18 protein-coding genes, 1 tRNA gene and 1 pseudogene are annotated in these 16,751 nt (G+C 70.9%); 7 read left to right on the plus strand and 13 right to left on the minus strand.

The window, feature by feature from the left end:
• Positions 1-80: 80 nt before the first annotated feature.
• The 7 genes and pseudogenes from QFZ67_RS19920 to QFZ67_RS19950 all read right to left on the minus strand — a co-directional run bounded on the left by QFZ67_RS19920 (position 81) and on the right by QFZ67_RS19950 (position 3,260).
• Complete coding sequence (locus QFZ67_RS19920; protein WP_307662435.1) at positions 81-926, minus strand: RNA polymerase sigma factor SigF; 846 nt, start codon at positions 924-926, stop codon at positions 81-83.
• 179 nt (positions 927-1,105) lie between these two features.
• Positions 1,106-1,399, minus strand: a complete 294-nt coding sequence (locus QFZ67_RS19925) for a Dabb family protein (protein WP_307662436.1) — start codon at positions 1,397-1,399, stop codon at positions 1,106-1,108.
• A gap of 9 nt (positions 1,400-1,408) precedes the next feature.
• The gene (locus QFZ67_RS19930) at positions 1,409-1,573 is read right to left on the minus strand and encodes a hypothetical protein (RefSeq protein ID WP_307662437.1); all 165 of its coding nucleotides are present in this window, start codon (positions 1,571-1,573) and stop codon (positions 1,409-1,411) included.
• 157 nt (positions 1,574-1,730) lie between these two features.
• Positions 1,731-1,815 (minus strand) — tRNA-Ser (locus QFZ67_RS19935).
• Positions 1,816-1,903: 88 nt separating this feature from the next.
• Positions 1,904-2,333 (minus strand): annotated as a pseudogene (tadA, locus tag QFZ67_RS19940) (tRNA adenosine(34) deaminase TadA).
• Positions 2,334-2,395: 62 nt separating this feature from the next.
• Positions 2,396-2,926, minus strand: a complete 531-nt coding sequence (locus QFZ67_RS19945) for a hypothetical protein (protein ID WP_307662438.1) — start codon at positions 2,924-2,926, stop codon at positions 2,396-2,398.
• Positions 2,927-3,068: 142 nt separating this feature from the next.
• Positions 3,069-3,260: a hypothetical protein gene (locus QFZ67_RS19950; protein ID WP_307662439.1), complete on the minus strand. Its 192-nt coding sequence runs from the start codon at positions 3,258-3,260 to the stop codon at positions 3,069-3,071.
• A 120-nt stretch (positions 3,261-3,380) separates the two neighbouring features.
• Between QFZ67_RS19950 and upp the strand changes: the two genes are divergently transcribed.
• Positions 3,381-4,016 carry a uracil phosphoribosyltransferase gene (gene upp / locus QFZ67_RS19955; RefSeq protein WP_307662440.1) on the plus strand — a complete coding sequence of 212 codons (636 nt, stop codon included), beginning with the start codon at positions 3,381-3,383 and terminating at the stop codon, positions 4,014-4,016.
• A gap of 1 nt (position 4,017) precedes the next feature.
• Here upp and QFZ67_RS19960 read toward each other — a convergent pair whose 3' ends face one another.
• The 4 genes from QFZ67_RS19960 to QFZ67_RS19975 all read right to left on the minus strand — a co-directional run bounded on the left by QFZ67_RS19960 (position 4,018) and on the right by QFZ67_RS19975 (position 7,636).
• Entirely contained in the window at positions 4,018-4,650 is a 633-nt protein-coding gene (locus QFZ67_RS19960) for a LytR C-terminal domain-containing protein (RefSeq protein WP_307662441.1), read from the minus strand.
• 113 nt (positions 4,651-4,763) lie between these two features.
• The gene (locus QFZ67_RS19965; RefSeq protein ID WP_003955420.1) at positions 4,764-5,060 is read right to left on the minus strand and encodes a type II toxin-antitoxin system VapB family antitoxin; all 297 of its coding nucleotides are present in this window, start codon (positions 5,058-5,060) and stop codon (positions 4,764-4,766) included.
• Between the two features lie 274 nt (positions 5,061-5,334).
• A complete protein-coding gene (locus QFZ67_RS19970; protein WP_307665900.1) occupies positions 5,335-6,861 on the minus strand; it encodes a M28 family metallopeptidase in 1,527 nt (508 codons plus the stop codon).
• Positions 6,862-7,048: 187 nt separating this feature from the next.
• On the minus strand, positions 7,049-7,636 hold the full coding sequence (locus QFZ67_RS19975) for an HhH-GPD-type base excision DNA repair protein (RefSeq protein ID WP_307662442.1): 588 nt from the start codon (positions 7,634-7,636) through the stop codon (positions 7,049-7,051).
• Between the two features lie 177 nt (positions 7,637-7,813).
• Here QFZ67_RS19975 and QFZ67_RS19980 point away from each other — a divergent pair, with 177 nt between their 5' ends.
• From QFZ67_RS19980 to QFZ67_RS20005, 6 genes are all read left to right on the plus strand, one after another.
• Positions 7,814-8,005: a hypothetical protein gene (locus QFZ67_RS19980; protein WP_307662443.1), complete on the plus strand. Its 192-nt coding sequence runs from the start codon at positions 7,814-7,816 to the stop codon at positions 8,003-8,005.
• Positions 8,002-10,287: a cation-translocating P-type ATPase gene (locus QFZ67_RS19985; protein ID WP_307662444.1), complete on the plus strand. Its 2,286-nt coding sequence runs from the start codon at positions 8,002-8,004 to the stop codon at positions 10,285-10,287. Before QFZ67_RS19980 ends, QFZ67_RS19985 begins: the two co-directional genes overlap by 4 nt.
• Positions 10,268-10,783: a copper chaperone PCu(A)C gene (locus QFZ67_RS19990; protein WP_307662445.1), complete on the plus strand. Its 516-nt coding sequence runs from the start codon at positions 10,268-10,270 to the stop codon at positions 10,781-10,783. The genes QFZ67_RS19985 and QFZ67_RS19990 overlap by 20 nt, the downstream gene beginning before the upstream one ends.
• Positions 10,784-10,866: 83 nt before the next feature.
• Positions 10,867-11,502, plus strand: a complete 636-nt coding sequence (locus QFZ67_RS19995) for a metal ABC transporter ATP-binding protein (protein ID WP_307662446.1) — start codon at positions 10,867-10,869, stop codon at positions 11,500-11,502.
• Entirely contained in the window at positions 11,499-12,368 is an 870-nt protein-coding gene (locus tag QFZ67_RS20000) for a metal ABC transporter permease (RefSeq protein ID WP_307662447.1), read from the plus strand. Before QFZ67_RS19995 ends, QFZ67_RS20000 begins: the two co-directional genes overlap by 4 nt.
• Positions 12,323-13,129 (plus strand): metal ABC transporter solute-binding protein, Zn/Mn family, encoded by an 807-nt coding sequence (locus QFZ67_RS20005; protein ID WP_307662448.1) that lies wholly within the window; start codon positions 12,323-12,325, stop codon positions 13,127-13,129. Before QFZ67_RS20000 ends, QFZ67_RS20005 begins: the two co-directional genes overlap by 46 nt.
• Before the next feature lie 60 nt (positions 13,130-13,189).
• Here the strand turns inward: QFZ67_RS20005 and QFZ67_RS20010 are convergent, their stop codons facing one another.
• Together QFZ67_RS20010 and QFZ67_RS20015 are read right to left on the minus strand one after the other, a co-directional pair.
• Positions 13,190-14,848, minus strand: coding sequence for a class I adenylate-forming enzyme family protein (locus QFZ67_RS20010; RefSeq protein WP_307662449.1), 1,659 nt, complete (start codon positions 14,846-14,848; stop codon positions 13,190-13,192).
• The gene (locus QFZ67_RS20015) at positions 14,845-16,665 is read right to left on the minus strand and encodes a CoA transferase (RefSeq protein WP_307662450.1); all 1,821 of its coding nucleotides are present in this window, start codon (positions 16,663-16,665) and stop codon (positions 14,845-14,847) included. Before QFZ67_RS20015 ends, QFZ67_RS20010 begins: the two co-directional genes overlap by 4 nt.
• Between the last annotated feature and the right edge of the window lie 86 nt (positions 16,666-16,751).

Raw genomic sequence — 16,751 nt, forward strand, 5'->3', positions numbered from 1 at the left:
CGGGTGAATTTGCGCTGGAAAGAGGGGGTGTGCGGCTTATGGGTGGCTGAAGGGGTCCTGGAGTGGTCTACCCGTTCCAGCTACGCCTCGATCCTGTTTGCGGATCGCAGTCGCGCGAAGCTTCTGGCCAGCAGTCTTGACACATGCATCTGGGAAACGCCCAGTTCCTGGCTGATCTGCGACTGCGTCAGATTGCTGTAATAGCGGAGCATCAGGATCCGCTGCTCCCGCTCGGGCAGTTGTACGAGGAGATGGCGTACGAGGTCACGATGCTCGACGCCGGCCAGCGCCGGGTCCTCGTAACCGAGCCGGTCGAGCAGCCCGGGCAGCCCGTCGCCCTCCTGGGCCGCCTCCAGCGAAGTCGCATGGTACGAGCGCCCGGCCTCGATGCAGGCCAGCACCTCGTCCTCGCCGATCTTCAGCCGCTCGGCGATCTCGGCGGTCGTGGGCGTGCGGCCATGAGCCGTCGTCAGATCCTCGGTCGCGCCGTTGACCTGCACCCACAGCTCATGCAACCGTCGTGGCACATGCACGGTCCGCACGTTGTCGCGGAAGTACCGCTTGATCTCGCCGACCACGGTGGGCATTGCGAAGGTCGGGAACTGCACCCCGCGGTCCGGGTCGAACCGGTCGATCGCGTTGATGAGCCCGATCGTGCCGACCTGGACGACGTCCTCCATCGGCTCATTGCGGCTGCGGAAGCGGGCGGCTGCGTACCGCACCAGTGGCAGATTCGCCTCGATCAGCGCCCCGCGGACCCGGGAGTGTTCCGGGGTGCCCGGTTCGAGTCCCTTGAGCTCGCCGAAGAGCACCTGGGTCAGCGCCCGGGTGTCCGCGCCCCTGCTCTGGGGCTTCCCGGCAGTGGCCGGGGGATCGTCGGGCCGCTCGTTCTGGGGCGGCACCTGAGGCGCAGTACTGGCCGGCACGGTCACGCGACCCCTTTGCGGTCAACTACGGTCAACTCATCCGTCAAAAGCGGTCATAGCATCACAAGACATGTCCACTGTGTGCAAGCACCTGATAACGCCGTGTTGACGGTAAAGTTGGGATTTAAACCTCAGAAAACCCCTCGCCAGAGTGGCGAGGGGCCTGGGAAGCCGGGGGCTCAGAACTCGTAGTCGGCGATCACCCACGTGGCGAACTCGCGCCACTGTCCGGCGGCCGCCTGATGGGCCGGGTGCGCGATGTACCGGTTCAGCGCATCGCGGTCGGCGACTGCCGAGTTGATGGCGAAGTCATAGGCGATCGGCCGGTCGGTGATGTTCCAGGCGCACTCCCAGAACTCCAGCTCGGGTACGAAGCCATCCAGCTCCTGGAAGGCCTTCACACCGGCGAGTACACGCGGCTCGTCGCGCTCGATGCCCTCATTGAGCTTGAAGAGGACCAGATGGCGGATCAAGGGGCACTCCTAGTTGACCAGCTCGGACATGAACTCTCCGACGCCCTGCGCGGCGCTCGAAATGCCCTCGAACCCTATCTGGACCAGGTCGGCTGCCTTGGCCGGGGAGGTGATGATCGTGTACAGCACGAAGACGACGACGATGTAGAGAGCTATCTTCTTCGTTTGCACCATCAGCCCCTGCCTCCCCTGCGATCCCTGTGGCCTCTGCAGCCCCCTGGCCGCGCGTCGCGTGAGTCTAACGGGCCAGGGACCGGCCCTCACTGGGGGGCCGCACACGTCAAAGACGAAGGGACCCCGGTGCGATGCACCGGGGCCCCTTCGACAAGAGCGGTAGCGGAGGGATTTGAACCCTCGGTGAGTTTCCCCACACTCGCTTTCGAGGCGAGCTCCTTCGGCCGCTCGGACACGCTACCGGGAGAGAGCTTAGCCCAAGGTGGGCCGTGCTCCGAAATCCGTATCGGGAACCCGTATCGGGAACCCGTCGGCCGGAGCTCGCGGCGGTCAGCGCTCGCGGAAGAAGTCCGTCAGTTGCTTCGCGCACTCCTGCTCGAGCACACCGAGGATCACCTCGGGCCGGTGGTTCAGCCGCCGGTCCCGTATGACGTCCCAGAGCGAGCCGGCCGCGCCCGCCTTCTCGTCACGTGCGCCGTAGACCACCCGGTCCACCCGGGACTGCACGATCCGCGCCCGCGCACATCGTGCACGGCTCCAGCGTCACGACGAGCGTGCAGCCGCTCAGCCGCCAGTCGCCGGTCAGGGCCGCGGCCCTGCGGATCGCCAGCACCTCGGCGTGCGCCGTCGGATCGCCGGTCGCCTCGCGTTCGTTGTGCCCGGCGGCGAGCAGCGCGCCGTCCCTGGCCAGCACGACGGCGCCGACCGGCACATCGCCGGACAGCGTCGCGCGCTCCGCCTCCGCCAGGGCGAGACGCATCGGCTCCTCCCAGGGATCGCGTACTGGATCGCCTACGGGAGGGGATGGGGGAGCCGGAGTCACTAGCGGACGGTCTCCAGCACCTCGGCCGCGCCCAGCGAGTCCGCGATCTCCGCCAAAGCGTCCGTGTCCAGTGCCAGCAGCTCCTTCTCCGACAGCCCCAGGTCCGTGAGGATGAAGCGGTCGCCGACCGGTCCCGCGGGCACCAGCTCGCCGACCGGGGCGGACTCGCCCTCCTCGTCGTCCTCGTCCGGCTCTCCGTCTTCCGTGCCGTCGAGGTCCAGCGCGTCCAGATCGTCGGCCGGGTCGTCATCGTCCCCGCCGAGCAGTTCATTGGTGAGGATTTCCCCGTACGAGGAACGCGCGGCCGCGGCCGCGTCCGAGACGAAGATACGAGGATCCTCCTCGCCCTCGACCCGGATGATCCCGAACCAAGCGTCCTCCTGCTCGATGTAGACGAGCACCGTGTCCTCGTCCACCGAGGCCTCGCGGGCCAGGTCGGTCAGATCCGACAGGGTCTCCACATCGTCGAGCTCTGTGTCGCTCGCTTCCCACCCGTCTTGAGTGCGCGCGAGCAGTGCGGCGAAGTACACCGTGACTCTCCCACTGATCAGAGGTGTGACGACCGGCGGTGCAAATGCTCTGTGCCCCGCCCACTCGGAATCGTGGCAGAAACCAAGCCGATGCGAGAGGTCTTCCGTCGTTGCGTCGGCCATCAGTTCTCACCACGACCGGTTACCAGCGGAAGGTCCGCATGCGCATCTGCTGGCGCATCCGGGCCGCTCGGGCCCGCCGTGGCTGGACGCGGTCGCGCAGTGCCTTGGCCTCATTGAGCTCGCGGAGGAAATGGGCGCGTCGCCGCCTGCGCTCCGCATCGCTCTCGGTTTCTATGTCGTACTGCTCAGGATCAGGCTCTGGCTTCGGCATCGGCCACACACCACCCCACGGCTGGGTCCGTACTCCCCCTCGGCCCTGCGGCCTGGGGGTACCCCCACCACTTTCCCTCCGGACCCTCCCTTGATGCGAGCCCGGGCTACTGTTGGCGCCATGCGGATCCATGTCGTCGACCACCCGCTGGTGGCGCACAAACTCACCACGCTGCGCGACAAGCGCACCGATTCCCCGACCTTCCGGCGGCTCGCCGACGAGCTGGTCACCCTGCTCGCGTACGAGGCCACCAGGGATGTGCGCACCGAGCAGGTGGACATCGAGACCCCGGTCACCGGGACGACGGGCGTGAAGCTCTCGCACCCGCGCCCGCTGGTCGTGCCGATCCTGCGGGCCGGCCTGGGCATGCTCGACGGCATGGTGCGGCTGCTGCCGACCGCCGAGGTGGGTTTCCTCGGGATGATCCGCAACGAGGAGACCCTTGAGGCGTCGACGTACGCGACCCGGATGCCGGAGGACCTCTCCGGCCGCCAGGTGTACGTCCTGGACCCGATGCTGGCCACCGGCGGCACGCTCGTCGCGGCGATCCGGGAGTTGATCAAGCGCGGCGCGGACGACGTGACCGCGGTCGTGCTGCTGGCGGCGCCTGAGGGCGTCGAGGTGATGGAGCGCGAGCTGGCGGGCGCGCCGGTCACGGTCGTCACCGCCTCGGTCGACGAGCGGCTCAACGACAACGGCTACATCGTGCCGGGGCTCGGCGACGCGGGCGACCGGATGTACGGCACGGCGGACTAGTTCAGCACTTCCTGGAGGGCGCGGGCACGGGGTTGGCCAACGTGGCCAGGGCCGCGTCCGCGTCCTTCGGCGCGTCCAGGGTCTTGAAGGCCGTGCCGAGGATCAGGTCGACGTCAGGGGTCGTGCGGGCGTCGATCTTGGTCGTGGCGTCCTTCAGCTGGGTGCCGAGCACCGAGAAGGGGCCGTTGGTGGCCGCCGGCGCGCCCAGCAGTATCGCGGTGCCTGGGATCTTCTTGTCGTACTCCGCCGGGGCATTGCCCACCTTGCCGATGGCGAAGCCGCGCTTCTTCAGCTCGTCGGCGGCCGCCTTGGCGAGGCCGCTGCGAGGAGTCGCGTTGTAGACGTTCACCGTGATCTGGCCCGGCTTGAGCGTCACGGGCCGCACGGGCGCGCCGGACGGCTTGGGTGAGGGCTTGCAGTCCGTCGTGCGGACGGCCGCGGACGTGCTCTTGCCGTTGCCGGTGAAGACGTCGATGAGCTGCAGCGTTCCCCAGCCGGCCAGGCCGAGGGCGATCACCGCGGCAACGGCTGCCACAACGATCCTGCCGCGGTTGCGCGGGCGTCGCATTCGGGGGTACCTGTCGCCCGTGATGCGGTACTTTCCGCCCATGCCGGGGGGAGTGAGCATGCTCATGGGCGCAGCGTAGTGCGGCCTGGTGCCGATGCCTACTAAATGATCAACCGATTGCGTCCGTACGGTCCCGAAAGGGCCCGAAAGGGTCAGTCGGCGACCGTGGCCGCTCCGGCTCAGCCCAGCTCGAGAACGCGGGCGTGCAGCACCTGGCGCTGCTGCAGCGCGGCGCGCACGGCGCGGTGCAGGCCGTCCTCGAGGTAGAGGTCACCCTGCCACTTCACGACATGGGCGAAGAGGTCGCCGTAGAACGTGGAGTCCTCGGCGAGCAGCGTTTCGAGATCGAGCTGGCCCTTGGTGGTCACGAGCTGATCGAGGCGGACCGGGCGCGGCGCGACATCCGCCCACTGCCGGGTGCTTTCCCGGCCGTGGTCGGGATACGGCCGCCCGTTACCGATGCGCTTGAAGATCACACGGAAAGCCTACCGGTCAAGCGGCTCCTGGCGCAGCCACGCAGCGCCAGTGCAATGTTGATCAAAATGACGCAAACCCGGAATAGGGGGGTGTCATGAGCGTCACCGAGCAGCCGCCGACCGCGCCGGAACGGACACGCCCGCGCCTACGGCCGGGCGGGTCGGGACGGGCGGGACGGCCGCGCCGGCGCTGAACGTGCACTTCCCCTACGCCCGCAGGACGTAGGGGAAGTGTTCTCACGAGTTTCAGTCTCTTGGGGGTCCCCCGGACCGGTTACTCGGTCACTTCGTGGCCGTGACCGTCGTGCAGGCCGCCGCCGCTGCCCGCGTCGCCGTCCGTCGGGACGGTGACCACCGGCTTGCGCAGCGAGCTCAGGTCATGGGCGTAGGTACCCACCGCGTTGGCGATGACGCCGATGTTGACGGCGAACGCCTTCATGTCGATGTTGCTGATCGTGTCGCACTTGGCGTGGTAGCAGGAGTCGTACGCGACGCCCGCCGTGCCGCCGAACTTCTCCGCCTGCTTGTCGGTCTTGATGCCCTCCGCGCCCGTGAACGTGCCACCGGACGGGATGCCGACCTCGATGAACGGGCCGTAGTCGGAGCGGCCGGTGAAGTCCGTGCCCTCGTGCGGCGTGCCCCGCTTGTCGAGGAATTCATTGATGTCGCGCTCGAGTTGGGCAGAGCCGACCGGGCCGGGACCCGCCCCCACGCCGTCCGAGTCGTCGCCGTCGTAGACGAAGAGCCCGTAGTTCGGCGAGGCGATCATGTCGAAGTTCAGGTAGAGCTTGATCTCCTGCTTGCCCAGGGAGCTCAGCTGCGCGACGTACGCCTCCGAGCCGAGCAGGCCGTTCTCCTCCGCCGACCACCAGGCGAAGCGGACCTTGTTGGCGGGCTTCGACTTGGACTTGGCGAGTTCCTGGGCGACTTCGAGGAGTCCGGCGGAGCCGGAGCCGTTGTCGTTGATGCCGGGGCCCGCGGTCACCGAGTCGAGGTGTGAGCCCAGCATCACGGTGTTGGCCGCGTTGCCGCCGCGGGTCTCCGCGATGACGTTGTTGGTGACGCGCTTCTGCTGCAGCTGGCGGATCTCGAAGGAGATGCTCACCGGGCCCGTGGCGAGGTCGGCGGCGAGCTTCTCGCCCTCCGCCTTGGTGATTCCGCCGGTCGGTATCTTGCCGGTGGCCGAGTCGCCCAGGGTGCCGGCGAGCGCGCCGTCGGCGTTGTTGTAGATGATCGCGCCGGCCGCGCCCGCGTCTGCCGCGGCTGCCTGCTTCGCGCCGAAGGTGCAGCCGCCGCGCTTGATCAGCGCGATCTTGCCGGTGAAGGTCCCCGACGCGTAGTCGGCGGGCTCGCAGCCGGTCGTCTCGTCCACGGGCACCGCGGCCAGATCGGCCTTGATGCCGCCCACCGGCGTGGACTTGGTGTACGTCATCGCCTTGATCTCGATGTCGCGCGGCGCGGGCGTGAGCACCGAGAGCTTCTCGGCCTGTGTCTCGGTGTAGATGAAGTCGAACTGGTGGTACGAGACGTCGTAGCCGGACTTCTTCAGCTGCTGGTAGACGTAGGCGGCGGAGGCGTCGTGCCCCAGCGTGCCCGCGGCCCGGTGGCCGCCCGTCGTGTCGGCTATCTGCTGGAACTTCTGCAGATGCTTGTAGGCGTCCGTGGCGGACGACTTTTCGACCAGCTTCCTGGCCAGCTTCGACGCGTCCTTCGCCGCCTGCTCGCCAGGGCTGTGGCGGTGCGCGACGGAGGGGGAGGCGGATGCCAGCAGGAGCGGGGTCGCGAGTGCGGCGGCGGCCATGGTGGCCACGGCTCTGCGATGGGTTGCCTTCACAGAGGTCCTTCCCGGTGTGTACGAGGTTGAGGGGAAGTTAGCGATCTCTGCGGGTTCTGTGAACAGATGTGCCTCAACTCACGGCGCATTTCATCGCATTGACACCAGGACGTGATGCATCCACTTCAACACGCCGAGCGAGCACAGCGGAACGTCAGGTCTCTTCGGCCGCCTTTGCGGCGCGCTTCGCCTCCTGCTTGTACGCGCGCACCTTGGCCAGCGACTCCGGCCCGGTGATGTCGGCGGCCGAGCGGTACGAGCCCTTCTCGCCGTACGCCCCGGCCGCCTCGCGCCAGCCCTTGGGCTGCACCCCGAACTGCTTGCCCAGCAGCGCCAGGAAGATCTTCGCCTTCTGCTCGCCGAAGCCCGGCAGCGCCTTCAGCCGCGCCAGCAACTCGTCGCCGGTCGCCACATCGCGCCAGATGGCGCTGACATCGCCGTCGTAATTGTCGACCAGGTACTGGCACAGTTGCTGCACCCGCTTGGCCATGCTTCCCGGGTAGCGGTGGACGGCGGGCTTCTGCTTCAGCAGTTCGGCGAAGGCATCGGGGTCGTACGAGGCGATCCGGGCGGCGTCGAGATCGTCGCTGCCCATGCGCTGCGCGATGGTGTACGGGCCGGAGAACGCCCACTCCATTGGGACCTGCTGGTCGAGCAGCATGCCGACGAGGACGGCGAGCGGACTGCGGCCGAGCAGTTCGTCGGCCTCGGGCTGCTGGGCGAGATGAATCGTGGGGCTCATGTCCCGATGATCGCCCGGCCGTGGGCGCGCCGCCAGTAATCGTCGGCCGACTCGCCAGTCGGATCTGACCGGACGCAGTCGGAGCGGTGCCCTCGCGGGTTCCCGGCGGGGGCGCTGTTCTTCCTCACAGCGCCGGGGGGTTCGCCTCGCGTCCATACCCCCTTACGGTATGGACGCATGAGGACTTCACGGATACCCGCGCCCCCGGCTCTGGTGGGGTTCGTGCTCCTGGTGCTCGCGCTGACGGCCGTCTCGTACGCGGTGGGGCGTGCCGTCGGTCCGGTGGCGCCGGGGCTGCACCGCGTCGAGGAGGGTCCCGACCGCATGCCCGGCATGCCCGGCATGCATGGCGCGGGGGAGGGCCGATGACGGACCTGCTGGTCGGCGGCATGACGTGCGCGGCGTGCGTGGCCCGGGTCGAGAAGAAGCTGAACCGCATCGACGGGGTGAGAGCCACCGTCAATCTGGCCACCGGCCTGGCCCGGATCGCGCATCCGCCCGAGGTGGGCGAGGACGAGCTGATCTCCACGGTGGAACGTGCGGGCTACACCGCCCAGTTGCCGCCGCCACCGGCCGAGGAGACTTCCGACGACGACGAGGACGAGCGGGCCGAGGGCCGCGAGCGGCTGCTGATCACCGCCGTTCTGGCGATCCCGGTCCTGGTCCTGTCCATGGTCCCCGCCCTGCAGTTCGACTACTGGCAGTGGCTCTGCTTCAGTCTCGCGGGCCCCGTCGTCGTCTGGAGCTCCGAGCCTTTCCACGCCCGGGCGCTGCGGGGCCTGCGGCATGCCACGGCCACCATGGACACCCTCGTCTCGCTCGGTGTGATCGCGTCCTACCTCTGGTCCGTGTACGCCCTGTACTTCGGCGGCGCGGGCGATCCGGACATGCGGATGCCGTTCAGCTGGCTGCCCACCGCGGACGGCGGAACCGCGCATGTGTATCTGGAGGCCGCGGTCGGCGTTCCGCTCTTCGTCCTCACCGGCCGGTATCTGGAGGCGCGTGCCAGGCACGGCACCGGGTCCGCGCTCCGGGCGCTCACCGAACTCGGAGCGAAGCACGTGGAGTTGAAGGGGAGCGGCAGCCGCCGTATCCCGGTGTCGGAGCTGCGGACCGGGCAGGAGTTCATGGTCCGGCCTGGCGAGAAGATCGCCACCGACGGGGTGGTGACCGAGGGCAGCTCGGCGCTGGATCTCTCCCTGGTCACCGGTGAGTCGACACCGGTGGAAGTGGGGCCCGGCTTTCGTGTGGTGGGTGGTGCCGTCAACTCCGGCGGGCTGCTCGTCGTCCGCGCGACCGCCGTCGGAGCCGACACCCAACTCGCCCGTATCACCCGGCTGGTCACCGATGCCCAGGCCGGCAAGGCGCGCATCCAGCGGCTCGCCGACGCGATCGCCGGGGTGTTCGTCCCGGCGATCGTGACGGTCGCGGCGTGCGTGCTCGGCTTCTGGCTCGGGGCCGGTGCCGAGCCGGAGGCGGCCGTCACCGCCGCGGTCGCCGTGCTCGTCGTGGCCTGCCCGTGCGCGCTGGGCCTTGCGACGCCCACCGCGTTCCTGGCGGCAACGGGGCACGGTGCGCAGCTCGGCGTACTGATCAAGGAGCCGGGCGCGCTGGAGCGGCTGCGCCGTGTCGACACCGCGGTCTTCGACAAGACGGGCACGCTCACCACGGGCCGTATGACGCTCGTCGAGACGGTGGTCGTCGAGGGTCTGGACACCGCGGCCGTGCTGCGTCTCGCGGGTGCGGTGGAGTACGGCTCCGAACACCCCATCGGCCGCGCCCTGGTGGCCGCCGCTCGCCAGCAGACCGGCGAGGACAAGCTGCCCGAGGTGGCCGGCTTCCGGGCCGTGCGGGGCGAGGGCGTGCACGGCCGGGTCGAGGGCCGGGAGATCTCCGTACGCAGTCCACGCGCGGCGGGCCCGCTCCCGGACGCCCTGCACACCGGCCTGCTGCGCGCCGAGGAGGCAGGACACACGGCGGTCGTCGTCGAGATCGACTCCCGGCCCGTGGCTCTGCTCGCCGTCGGGGACACCGTGCGGCCCTCCAGCGGCGCCGCGGTGACCAAGCTGAAGCGCCTGGGCATCGAGCCGGTCCTGGTGACCGGCGACGGACCGGCCGCGGCGCGGGCGGTCGCCCGTGAGCTGAGCATCACCTCCGTGCACGCGGGCGTCAGCCCCGAGGGCAAGGCGGAGCTGGTCGCCTCGCTGCGCGCCGAGGGGCGGCACGTCGCGGTGATCGGCGACGGCGTCAACGACGCGGCCGCCCTCGCATCCGCGGACCTCGGCATCACCATGGGCAGCGGCACTGACGCGGCGATCGGGGCCGCCGACATCACTCTCGTACGGGAGGACATGGCGGCGGTCGTCGCGGCGGTACTCCTCACCCGCCGCACGCTCACCACGATCCGGGCCAATCTCGTCTGGGCCTTCGGCTACAACGTGGTCACCGTGCCGCTGGCCGCGACCGGCTGGCTCAACCCGATGTTCGCGGCGCTCGCGATGTCCGCCAGCTCCGTGCTGGTCGTCGGCAACAGCCTTCGGCTGCGCACCCACAGGTCCCAGCCACGCACCCGGCCCGCGAACCCCGCGCGCGTCACCCACCGTTCCGCCGCCGACGCCCGGAGGGGCTCCGATGACCTCAGCCTCCGCTGAAGGCTCCGACGACCTCCCCGGGCCCCGGGCAGCCGTGGCCGCGGCCGTCTTGATCCCGGTGGCGGCCTGCGCCGTGACGCTCGCCCTGCTCACGGCCTACGTGACGAGCGGCGCGGCCGGCACCCCGCCCGCCGAGATCACCGTCACCCGCGCCCGCCTCGTCCAGCCGCTCCCGGACCGGGACACGGTGGCCTACATCGACCTGCGCAACACCGGCGGCACCGACGCCACCCTGGTATCGGTCGACGCCCCGCTGCTCGGCTCCCCCACCATGCTGGCCCGGGACGTCGAGACGGACGGCGCGGGCCGGATGGAGGCGGTGTCCGCGCTGAAGGTGCCCGCGGGCGGTGAGCTGAAGATGTCCCCGGCGGTGGGGGACGTGATGGTCGAGGACCCGCCGGAGCTGAAGCTGGGCGAGCGGGTCGAGTTCGTCCTGCGGTTCGGGGACGCGAGTACGGTGCGGGCGGTGGCGGTGGTGGTGCGGGCCGGGGAGTGACCTGGTGCGGTCAGTGACCTGGCAAAGCGCGGGAACCGACCCGCCCCGTCGTCCGACTCCTCTCCCGTGACCTGGGAGGTGGAATGGGCGGGCTGGACATCCGGATGCGCCACGTCGGCTGCCGGCACGGCCGCGTGGATGCCGTAAGCGGCGTCGATCTCGACGTCGCTGCCGGTGAGCGCGTGGCGCTGACCGGCACCAATGGATCCGGCAAGACCACGCTGCTGCGGGCCCTGCTCGGTCTGCACCGCACGGCCGACGGCGAGATCCTGGTCGGCGGGCGGCAGGCGCGTACGGCCGCCGAGTGGGCATGGCGGCGGCGGGCGTGTGCGTGGATTCCGCAGAAGCCCGCGGCCGGGCGGTTCCCGCTGCAAGCAGGGGAGTTGCTGGCGAGCAGCGGAGCTCCCGCGGAGTCGGCGGACGCCGCGGAGAAGCTGGGCGTTGGGCAGCTGGCCCGGCGGCCGCTGCACACCCTGTCCGGGGGGCAGTTGCAGCGTATGTATCTGGCGCGGGCGGTCGGTTCCGTCGCCGCCGGGGCCGGAGTGCTGCTGGCCGACGAGCCCACCGCCGCGCTCGACTTCGCCGGTCAGGAAGAGGCGGCCGACGTACTGCTGGCGCTGCCCGCGACCCTCGTCGTGGTGACCCACGACCGGGCGCTGGCCGACCGCTGTGAGCGGGTGCTCGAGATGGCCGCCGGGCGGCTGCGGGAGGCCGGATGACTCTCGCCACCGCCGACATCGGGGCCCTGCTGCAGCTCGTCCCCGTTCAACGGGCCGGCGTGGCCCTGCTGCTGGCCGCCGTCGGGCTACCGGTCATCGGCGTGGTGATCGCAGGGCTCGACATCATGCCGGTGCGCTTCGCGATGATGCACGTGGCTCTGCTGGGGATCGCCGTGGGCCTTCTGACCGGCCTCGACCCCATGCTGTGTGCGCTTCTCGCGTGTGCGCTCGCCGGCGCCGGAGTCGCGCCGCTCGCCCGTACACCGGACGGACTCTCCGGCGCGATGGGCCTGTTGATGAGTCTCGCCATCGCGGCCGCACTGCTGGTGCTCGCCGTCTCGGGGGTCAACGCCGCGGGCGCGTTCGCGCTGCTGTGGGGCTCGATCCTCTCGGTGGGCACGGCTGACCTGTGGGTGCTGGGGACGCTCGCCGTCCTGGTGCCGGGGCTCTTCTGGTGGCGGCGGCGTGACATCGCCCTGCTGCTGTACGACCGTGAACTCGCCCTCTGCTCAGGCGTGCGGGTCGAGCGGCTGACGCTCCTCCTGCTCGTCCTGGTCGCGGTGGCCGTCGCCGGCGCGATCAAACTGACCGGCGCGCTGCTCGTCGACGCGCTGACCCTGCTGCCCGCGCTCGCCGCGCGGCGCCTGGGCTCCTCGCTGAAGTCGATCACAGCGTGGGCCGTCGCCATCGGCGTCGCGGTCAACGCGACCGGCTTCCTCGTCGCCCTCTGGCTGGACCTGCCGCCAGGCCCGGTCCTCGTCCTGACGGCGGGGGCCGTGGCCCTCGGCGTCCATCTCGTACCCGAACGGAGAACCCGCCCATGGCGCGCAACCGCGTCCGCCTCGCATACCTTTTTGCACCACTGACCGCCGTACTGCTTCTCACCGCGGGCTGCGGCAGTTCGGACGCCAAGTCCGGCGACGGTGGGCACGCTCACGACGGGGCTCCGGTGGTCGTGGCCACCACGACCTGGGAGGGCGCTTTCGCCAAGGCCGCGGGTGCGAAGGACGTCAAGGTCATCGTTCCGCAGTCGGTGCAGCACGCCCCCGACTACGACCCGAAGCCGTCCGACCTCGCGGCGGTGGCCGACGCCGACTTCGTCCTCTACGCGCCCTTCGAGCCGTACGCCGAGAAGATCAAGGAGGCGGCGGGCTCGGAGGCCGAGCTGGTCGAGGTGAATCTCGACAACGACGCGGACAAGGCGAGCGCGGAAGTGGCCCGGCTGGGCAAGCTGTTCGGCACGCAGGACGCGGCAGCGACGTGGCAGAAGACGTTCGGGACGCAGTACGCGGATCTGCAGTGGGAGTTGAAGGCGGCGTGGCCGGGCGGCAAGGCTCCGGCTGTCGTCACGCAGGTTTTCACGGCGTGGTCGGCGAAGCTGGCGGGCGCGGAGGTGGTTGGGACGTACGGTCCCGAGGCCGTGACCGCGAAGCAGCTCTCGGACCTGTCGGCGAAGAAGCCCGCGCTGGTTCTGGACAACGCGCATATGTCGACGGGGACGGTGCTGCCCGACACGGGCGCGAAGCAGGTGAAGATCGTCAACTTCCCGGGGAAAGACCTGGATCTGCTGCCGGTGTACCGCGATGCGGCGTCGGCGCTGAAGAAGGCGATGGCCCAGGCCGCCTGAGCCCTGCGCCGGCCGGGCTTGATTTCAAGCCCGTCCGGCGATTGAGGACGGACCCGCGGGTCAGACCGCCTGAACCAACGGATCACCGGCGAACTGCTCCCGCAGGGACGCCCGGTCCGGCTTGCCCGCCGGGGTCAGTGGAACCGCCGCCACCACCAGCAGGCGTTCCGGGTACTTGCGGCGCTCCAGGCCGCGGGCGTCGAGGTGGGCGCGCAGGTCGTCGAGCGTGGGGGCGTGGCCGTCCCGGGTGACCAAGCAGGCCGCGAGCCGCTCGCCCATCAGCGGGTCCGGGACGCCGACGCACACCACGTCCCGTATCCCCGGATGCGCGGCCAGTTCGATCTCGACCTCGGCGGGGCTGATGTTCGCGCCGCCGCGGATCACCACGTCCTTCAGGCGGCCCACGACCCGCAGCGCGCCGTCCTCCGGCAGGATGCCGAGGTCTCCGGTGCGCACCCAGCCGTCGGCCGTGCGGTAGCGGGCATCGAGCTCGGGCGCGCCGACATAGCAGAGCGGGGTCATCGGGCCGCGGGCGACGATCTCGCCGACCGTTCCCGCGGGCACCTCCTCCATCTCGCGGGTGTCCGGGACCGCGATCCGGATGTCCGCGACGCGCGGGTCGGGGTGGCCCGCGAGCACGCCGGGCCCGGCCGACTGTAGAGCGTCGTCGCCAAGCCCCGTATGGCAGTTGACGCCGTCCGCCGACCCGTACAGATTGACCACCGGGCAGCCGAAAACGCGGCGCGCCTCGTCCGCGGTGGCTGCGTCGAGGACCGAGCCGCCGAGCACCAGCGCGGTGGGCGCCGGGAGTTCGCGCGGCTGCTCGGCCAGCCGGTCGAGCATCATCCGGATCATCGTCGGCACGCCCAGCACATGAGTCGGCTCGTGCTCGGCGATGGCGTCCAGGGCCGCCTCTGGCGTGAAGTGGTCGAGCAGGACGAGGGTTCCGCCGTGCCGGGCGAGGACGACCGCCGTGCCGTTGCTGCCGAAGGCGGAGGCGAGTGGGACGAGGAAGAGGCAGCGCGGCGGCTGCCCGTCCTTCAGCAGGGATGCCAGGAAGTTACCGCGGCCGCCGGCCAGCGCGTTGTGCGAGTACGCGATCATTTTGGGCTCGGCCTCGGAGCCCGACGAGACCAGGATGCGTACGGCGGACTCGGGGTCCGGGCGGGCCGGGACGAAGGCGCTCGCGTCCGTACGCAGCAGCTGCGACAGCGGTACGGAGCCTTCCGGCGCGTCGCCGCGTCCGGCGGCGATCACCGTGCTCAGGGCAGGCAGTTCGGCGGCGAGGCCGACCAGATCGGCGGCGTGCGGGCAGCCCCGGTTCTCGATGGCGGCGATCACGGCGACCGCCTCGGATCTGCTCAGCAGCGAGGCCGCCTCGCGCCCGCCCCGGCCCACCGGGAACGGCAGCGCGACCGCGCCGATCGCGGCCAGCGCCAAGTCGGCGATGACGGCGTTGCGGCCGCCCGGAAGCTGTACGCCGACCACATCGCCCGGGCGTATGCCCAGGCCGGTGAGGCCGGCGGCCAGACATCGCACCTTGCGGTCGAGTGCCGTGTAACAGAGTTTCCCCTTGGCGTCGATCACCGCGGTGCGATGCAGGTCGGCGATCTGGCGCGCCCGGTAGAGGCTGTACATGTCGAGGTCGGGGCAGGTGCCGTCGACCGTCCAGGAGCGGCGCAGCTCGGCGGGCAGCAGGTCGTGCAGGGCGACGGTCACAGGAAGCTCCAGGGGTCGGGAACGGCAGGGGCACCATGCGCGTCGCGGCTGATCGAGCCGGCGAAGCGTGGGTCGTCGTGCAGAGCCGCCAGATCGGCGGTGACCGCGGTCGCGGTCAGTCCGTGCGCTCGCAGCCGCGCCAGCGCCTCGGCCGTGGGCAGTTCGCACAGGTCGTACGCCGCGGCCGCGACCGCGCAGGAGTCGGCGGGCGCGATCCAGCCGTCGGCGGTGGGCAAGGGGCGGCGGAACCCGGCGGGACGGCGCGCGCCCCGGCCGTCCGCGAGACGACGGAGCGCGGGCGCGGTGAGGACGTCGGCCGCCCCGAGGAGGGATGAGTCCACCCGTACGCCGTTGCCGGTGCGCTCCCGCAGCAGCAGCCCGGCCAGCACAGCCTCCGCACCGAGCAGCCCGCCGAGCACATCGAGCAGGGTCATCAGGGACGGCGCGGGCGGCTCGTCGGCCGGCCGGACCGCCTCGCCGACACCCGTATGGGCCTGCACCATGAAGTCGGTGCCCATAAGCGCCGCGTGCAGCCGGTTCGCCCAGCCGCTGGTGTACGCGTAGACGAGTGCGGGGTTGGCGGCGGCCAGCTGCTCACGGTCGAGGCCGAGCTCGGCGGCCTTGCCCGGCGCCCAGTTGTGCAGGAAGACGTCGGCGCCGGCCGCCATCTCGCGCAGTCGCCGCCGGTCGTGGTCCGACTTGATGTCGACCTCGACGGCCTCCTTGCCCCGGTTGAGCGCGAGCCAGCGCGCCGAGATCCCGGAGCAGGCGGGCGGCATACCGCGCAACGGGTCGCCGCCCGGCGGCTCGATACGGACGACCTCCGCGCCGAGCAGGCCCAACAGGTGTGCGGACAGCGGGGCCTGGATGCGCCGTCCGGCCTCCAGGACGGTCAGCCCGGCGAGCGGCAGGCCGAGCGGGGGTGTGCTCGAGGAGTATCTCGAGGAGTATGACGCTTCGTACGAGGTCAGCGCCCACGGCGGCGCGCCCGCGATGCCCCGGTCGGCGAGGGAGCGCAAAGGGCACACTTCCGCGCCGGAGGCCTCGGCGGCGTACCGGATCCGCTCCCAGGAACATCCGTTGACGGTGGTGTGCAGGACTTCGGCGAAGGGCGCGCAGGCCGTGGCGTAACGGAACTGGAAGGGCCGCCAGCCGGCCCGTATCGCTTCTTCCGGAGCGCCGAGCGTGCGCCAGAACGCGGCCCACGCTCCCGGGTCCAGGGTCTCGAGCTCGAAGACGGTCCCTTCGGCGGAGGTGAAGGGCGGCCCGCCCGGGGCGAGTTCGGCCGCCTCGCCCTCCTCCGCTCCTGCCGCCGCCAGATACTGCGAGACGGCCAGCAGCCCGGCCCGGTCGGCGCTGGTCGACACCTGCGCGACCTGTCCGCCGCGCGCCTGGGCCAGCAGCCCCGCCAGCAAGCCCTGCACGGTCAGTACGGCGGTGGCGGTGGCGGCGTAGTCGGCCGCGATGCCGCGCGGGCGGCCGTCGCGCCGCCCGTGCACCGCCATGATCCCGGTGGCGGCCTGCACGGTGGCCTCGTCGGTGAGGCCGCCCGCGGCCTCGCTCCATACGGCCCGGGCGGCGAGCCCGTCGAACCCGGCGCCCTCGACGACGACATGAGAACCGGCGACATGAGAACCGACGGCATGCGAACCGACGGCATGAGAGCCCAAGGCGCTCGGGGGCTCCGCGCCCAGCAGCCGCAGATGCTCCGCCACAAGCCCGGCGCCCGGCCCCGGCGGCCCCGATTTGTGCACCCGCAGTCCGTCCAGCGGCCGGACCGCGCGCTTGGTGCCCGGTGATGCGGTGCCTGATGCCATGCCTCTGCTCTCCCCGAAGTGGTGGGAACCCGGGAGCCGTCGCGCCCGACCAGTTCCGTGTGAGAGGCAGTCGGACAGTCGTTCCC

The sequence above is a fragment of the Streptomyces sp. V1I1 genome (assembly GCF_030817355.1).
Lineage (GTDB): Bacteria > Actinomycetota > Actinomycetes > Streptomycetales > Streptomycetaceae > Streptomyces.